3 protein-coding genes and 1 pseudogene are annotated in these 5,301 nt (G+C 71.0%); 1 reads left to right on the forward strand and 3 read right to left on the reverse strand.

What is annotated here, in order from left to right; translation table 11 throughout:
• Window positions 1-24 precede the first annotated feature (24 nt).
• Both HG542_RS30535 and lysX read right to left on the reverse strand, forming a co-directional pair.
• On the reverse strand, window positions 25-978 hold the full coding sequence (locus HG542_RS30535; protein ID WP_229922607.1) for a DMT family transporter: 954 nt from the start codon (window positions 976-978) through the stop codon (window positions 25-27).
• A gap of 71 nt (window positions 979-1,049) precedes the next feature.
• Window positions 1,050-4,421 carry a bifunctional lysylphosphatidylglycerol synthetase/lysine--tRNA ligase LysX gene (gene lysX / locus HG542_RS30540; RefSeq protein ID WP_171087169.1) on the reverse strand — a complete coding sequence of 1,124 codons (3,372 nt, stop codon included), beginning with the start codon at window positions 4,419-4,421 and terminating at the stop codon, window positions 1,050-1,052.
• A 246-nt stretch (window positions 4,422-4,667) separates the two neighbouring features.
• Between lysX and HG542_RS30545 the strand changes: the two genes are divergently transcribed.
• Window positions 4,668-4,862 carry a hypothetical protein gene (locus tag HG542_RS30545; RefSeq protein WP_171087171.1) on the forward strand — a complete coding sequence of 65 codons (195 nt, stop codon included), beginning with the start codon at window positions 4,668-4,670 and terminating at the stop codon, window positions 4,860-4,862.
• Between the two features lie 9 nt (window positions 4,863-4,871).
• On the opposite strand, the pseudogene HG542_RS30550 reads toward HG542_RS30545, so the two are convergent.
• Window positions 4,872-5,301, reverse strand: a pseudogene (locus tag HG542_RS30550) (Crp/Fnr family transcriptional regulator); the annotation flags it as partial.

A 5,301-nucleotide genomic window follows, 5' to 3' on the forward strand; every position in this document is an offset into this window, starting at 1 on the left:
TCACCCGCCGATGACGTAACGTCCCTACCCCCGCGCCCCCGCACTGCTGGGCTCGCGCAGCGCACCGGCACCCCGCGCCGCAACCCGCGAAGGCGACGGCGCAGCCGCCCGGCGCCGCAGCGTCGCCACCGCAACCCCCGCCAGCACCAGCACCCCACCCGCAACAGCCCCCGTCCCCGGCGCATTGCCGAAGGCCACCGCATCCAGCCCCAGCGCAGCCACCGGCACGGCGTACAGCACCAGCGCCGCGGTGGACGCGGTCGTGGCCCGCAGCGTCCGCGACCAGGTCCAGAACGCCATTGCCGTGCACCCGAGCCCCAGCCACACCACGGCCGCCGTGCGCTGTCCCTCCGCGGCCGCGACCTGCCCGACCGCGCCCGGCGCGAGCGGCAGCAGCGGCAACAGCCCGAAGAGGCTGCCGTAGAAGACGCATTCGGCACCGGAGTACTTCTTCAGCAGCGGCTTCTGCAGCGCGAACGATGTCGCCTGCGTCGCCGCAGCGGCGAGCACCATCAGCGCCCCCATGAGCGAACCGTTTCCGCTGCCCGACGTGAAGGCGACCAGCAGCGCACCGCTCAGTGCGACGCCCAGCCCCGTGATCCCGCGGACGCCGGGACGGTCGCCGAGGAAGGCCATGCCCAGAATCGTCGTGAAGACCGGTGACGCGGCGATCAGCATGGCCGCGGTGCCCGCCTCCACACTCTTCTCCCCGAAGCACAGCAGGACTTGGTAGGCCGTCATGCCGGTGATGCCGAACGCCGCCATGCGCAGCGCATCGCCGCGCCGCAGGCGGCCGATCTTCCCGAGGGCCAGGAACGGCAGCAGCAGGATCACCGTGATGGTGATCCGCAGCAGGGCGACCGCGGCCGGCGAGTAGTCCGGCAGGGCCATGCGGATGGCGGGGAAGGCGGATCCCCACAGCACGGCCGTCGCGGCCATCGGTATCCAGGGAGTCGTCGTGCGCGGTGTCGCCGTCATATCTCGGAAATTAACAACGCCAGATCTATAAGGCAAATAATGAATTCTATAGCGATCTCAAAGTAACTCTTTTAGAGTCGTCGGACCAGTGGGAACGGCAGCGTCTCCCGGATCGACAGACCCGTCAGAAACATCACCAGCCGGTCCACTCCGATGCCCAGCCCGCCCGTCGGCGGCATCGCGTATTCGAGGGCACGCAGAAAGTCCTCGTCCAGCTCCATCGCCTCGGGATCGCCGCCCGCCGCCAGCAGCGACTGGGCGGTCAGCCGTCGGCGCTGCTCCACGGGATCGACCAGCTCGGAGTAGGCGGTGCCGAGCTCCGTGCCGAACGCCACGAGGTCCCAGCGCTCGGCGACGCGCGGATCCTTCCGGTGCGGGCGGGTGAGCGGTGAGACGTCCGTGGGGAAGTCCTTGTAGAAGACAGGCAGCGTCGTGCGCTCCTCGACCAGCCGCTCGTACAGCTCCAGCACGATGGCACCGTGCCCGTGCTCGTGCCGGTGCGGCACGCCCGTCAGGTCGCAGTGCCGGCGCAGCACCTCCACGGGGGTGTCCGGGCCGACCTCCTCGCCCAGCGCCTCGGAGAGCGAACCGTAGACCGTCCGCACCGGCCACTGCCCCGAGATGTCGTGCTCGACCGGCTTCCCCGTGCCCCCTTCCGCCCGCAGCACGACGGCCGTGCCGTTGGCGGCGACGGCCGCCGCCTGGATCAGCTCGCGCGTGAGATCGAGCATCACGTCGTAGTCCGCGAAGGCCTGGTACGCCTCCAGCATCGTGAACTCGGGATTGTGCTTGTACGAGACCCCCTCGTTGCGGAAGGTGCGGCCCAGCTCGAAGACCTTCTCCAGCCCGCCCACGCACAGCCGCTTCAGATACAGCTCGGGCGCGATCCGCAGATACAGGTCGAGGTCGTACGCATTGATGTGGGTGGTGAACGGGCGCGCGTTGGCGCCACCGTGCACCTGTTGCAGCATCGGGGTCTCGACCTCCAGGAAGCCCCGGTCGAGAAGTCCCTGGCGCAGCGCCTGCGCGGCCGCGCTGCGGGCCCGTACGGTGGCGCGTGCCTCCGGCGAGACGGCCAGGTCCACATAGCGCATGCGCACCCGGGTCTCCGGGTCGCTGAGACCGTGCCGTTTGTCGGGCAGCGGGCGCAGGCACTTGGCGAGCATCCTGAAACCGCCGACGAAGACGGTGAGTTCACCGCGGTCCGTGGTGCCGATCTCGCCCTCGGCCTCGATGTGGTCGCCCAGGTCGACGTGCGCGGCGAACCGGCGCAGGCAGTCCGCGCCCGAACCGTCGCGGGTGAAGGTCAGCTGCAGATCGCCGGACCAGTCGCGCAGGACGGCGAAGGCGATCCCGCCGTGATGCCGGACCAGCAGCACCCGCCCGGCGACCGTGGCCCGTTCGCCCGTGCGCGAGGCGGCCGGCAGCCCGCCGTGTGCCGCACGGATCTCGCCGAGCGTGTGCGTGCGACGGGCGTCGACGGGGTACGGGTCGACGCCCGCCGCACGCAGCCGCTCCAGCTTCCGTCGCCGCACCCGCACCTGTTCGGGCAGACCGGCGAGTTCGTCCGCCGCGCCGGCCAGGCCGGCCTCCGCGCCTTCCGCCAGGCCCAGTTCGGAGAGCGGGGGCAGGCCTTCCGTCGCCGGCGGCAGGGCCGCGCCCTTCGGGCGGCCCCGGCCCCACATCTTGCCCAGGCTCGGCACGGCCACGAAGCCCTCGGCGATGCCCGAGGCCATACCGATCCGGGCGAGGGCGCCCGCATCCGCGTAGCACAGGAAGCGCGGGTGCCACTCGGGGTTGTACTTGACGTTCGAGCGGTAGAGCGCCTCCAGCTGCCACCACTTGGAGAAGAACAGCAGCAGCCTGCGCCACAGCCGCAGCACCGGCCCCGCCCCGATGCGCGCCCCCTCCTCGAAGGCGGAACGGAAGACGGCGAAGTTCAGCGAGATGTTCTTGACGCCGAACGTGCCTGCCTGCGCGCACAGTTGCGCCACCATGAACTCCATGACGCCGTTGGGCGCGGCGCGGTCGCGGCGCATCACATCCAGCGAGACGCCGTCGGTGCCCCAGGGGACGAAGGACAGCAGCGCGATCATCGTGCCGTCCTGGTCGAAGGCCTCGACCAGCAGGCAGTCCCCGTCGGCCGGGTCGCCCAGCCGCCCCAGCGCCATCGAGAAACCGCGCTCGGTCTCGGTGTCCCGCCAGGCGTCCGCGCGCCGGATGACCTCGCCCATCTCCTCGTCGTCGAGCGCGGAGTGGCGCCGGATGCGGGTGGTCGCGCCCGTGCGCGCGACCCGGTTCACCGCCTGCCGCGTCACCCGCATCTCCCGGCCCTCCAGGTCGAACGTCGCGACCCGCAGGATGGCCTCGTCGCCCAGCTGCAGCGCGCCGAGCCCCGACCGCGCAAAGGCCCGGGCCCCCTCCTCGCTGGCGCCCATCACGGCGGGCTGCCAGCCGTACCGGCCGGCGACCTCGAGCCAGGCGTCGATCGCCGGGGTCCAGGCCTCGGGGTCGCCCAGCGGATCGCCCGAGGCCAGGCACACGCCGGCCTCGACCCGGTAGGTCACGGCCGCCTTGCCGCTGGGGGAGAAGACGACGGCCTTGTCGCGGCGCGTCGCGAAGTAGCCGAGGGAGTCGCGGCCGCCGTACCGGCGGAGCAACGCGCGGATGCGCAACTCCTCGTCCTGGTGCAGGGACGCCTCCAGGCGCTGCGAACGGAACAGCACCGTGGCCGCGTTGAGCAGGGCCAGCGCGCCGAACAGACCGAGGAGGAAGTACAGCCAGTGCGGCGGGTGCCCGGTGAAGTGCCGGTTGCTCACCAGCCCGCCGCACACCTTGTTGGCGACGAACAGCAGCCGGTTGCCGCCGCCGCGCTCCAGCGAGCCGGGGAACAGCTCCACCAGCCCCCAGCCCACCAGGATCGCCAGGGTCAGCCCCGCGGCCAGCACCAGCAGCGCGCGCAGGAACGCGCCGCGCCGCACCTCCGCGTAGAACTCCCGCCGGGCCAGGAGCAGCAGGGCGATCGCGGCGCAGGACAGCACCAGCGAGGGAATCGTGTCCCAGTACCCCACGGCCAGCAGCAGCGCGTCCGCGAGCAGCAGAAGCGCGAGGTAGCCGACGACGAACCAGAGCGTGACCCGCTTGCGCGCCGCCATCGCGGTGGCCAGGAGCAGCAGGAAGACCGCATAGGCCAGGTTGGGGGCCGTCGGCACGGTCAGCGTGTCGAGCGCGTCGGTCAGCGGGTGCGCCGCGCGCCGCAGCGGCGGTATCAGCGAGGTGACCGCACAGAAGACGCCCAGCAGACCGAAGAAGACGGCAAAACCGTTGGGCACCCGGTGCAGGAAACGGCGCCAGGCGGATTCCCGTTCGCTGTCAGCCGGTGTCTCCTGCACCGTGCCCTGCACCGTGGCGGGCGGCCTGCCGTCCCGGGCTGTGCGGCTCATTCCGCCAGCCTAGGCACGCCACGGGCCGGACGCCTGTCGAACGCCGGCACGGGCATTCGCCCTCATGCCGCACACAGGGAACTCCGACGGGCCTGACCGGCTGAACCGGTGAATCCATACCCGAATGGAGTATGCCCGGCGCTTCGATGACAGCGGCCTCATGGGCCAGACTGGCGGACATCCGCCGTATCGCACCCGAGCGTGCTGCACGGGCGGATGTCCGCTGCTCCGCCTGGGAGGTTCACCATGGCCGTATCGATCTCCGTGGTCCTGTTGCTGCTGATCCTGGCCGTGGTCTTCATGCGCAACGGGGGCCTGCGGTTCTCGCATGCCATGGTCTGCGTCCTGCTGGGCTTCGTGCTGGCCAATACCAGCGTCGCGCCGACCATCCACAACGGGATCTCCTCCACCGCCCACATCGTGGGCGGTGTACGGCCCTGACCGGCCCCGTCAGCGGCCGATCTCGACGTCCTCCAGGATGCCCAGCGCGTCCGGCACCAGGACCGCCGCCGAATAGTAGGCGCTCACCAGGTAGGACGAGACCGCCTGCTCGTTGATGCCCATGAACCGCACATTCAGGCTGGGCTGGTACTCGTCGGGGATGCCCGTCTGGTGCAGGCCGATGACGCCCTGGTCGTCCACGCCCGTACGCATGGCGATGATCGAGCTGGTGCCCTGCTCGGTGACCGGGATCTTGTTGCAGGGCAGCAGCGGGACCCCTCGCCAGGACCGCACCGCCGAACCGAGGACCTCGATGTTCTTGGGGTAGAGCCCCCGGCTGTTGCATTCTCGCCCGAAGGCGGCGATGGTGCGCGGGTGCGCCAGGAAGTACTGCGTCTTGCGGCGCCGGGAGAGCAGTTCGTCGAGGTCGTCGGGGGTG

The sequence above is a fragment of the Streptomyces morookaense genome (genome assembly GCF_013030945.1).
Lineage (GTDB): Bacteria > Actinomycetota > Actinomycetes > Streptomycetales > Streptomycetaceae > Streptomyces > Streptomyces morookaensis.

What these genes read in the sequence shown, in the direction of transcription:
- HG542_RS30545 (WP_171087171.1), top strand. Translation starts at nt 4,668, where the DNA reads ATGGCCGTATCGATCTCCGTGGTCCTGTTGCTGCTGATCCTGGCCGTG.
- HG542_RS30535 (WP_229922607.1), bottom strand. Translation starts at nt 978, where the DNA reads ATGACGGCGACACCGCGCACGACGACTCCCTGGATACCGATGGCCGCG.
- lysX (WP_171087169.1), bottom strand. Translation starts at nt 4,421, where the DNA reads ATGAGCCGCACAGCCCGGGACGGCAGGCCGCCCGCCACGGTGCAGGGC.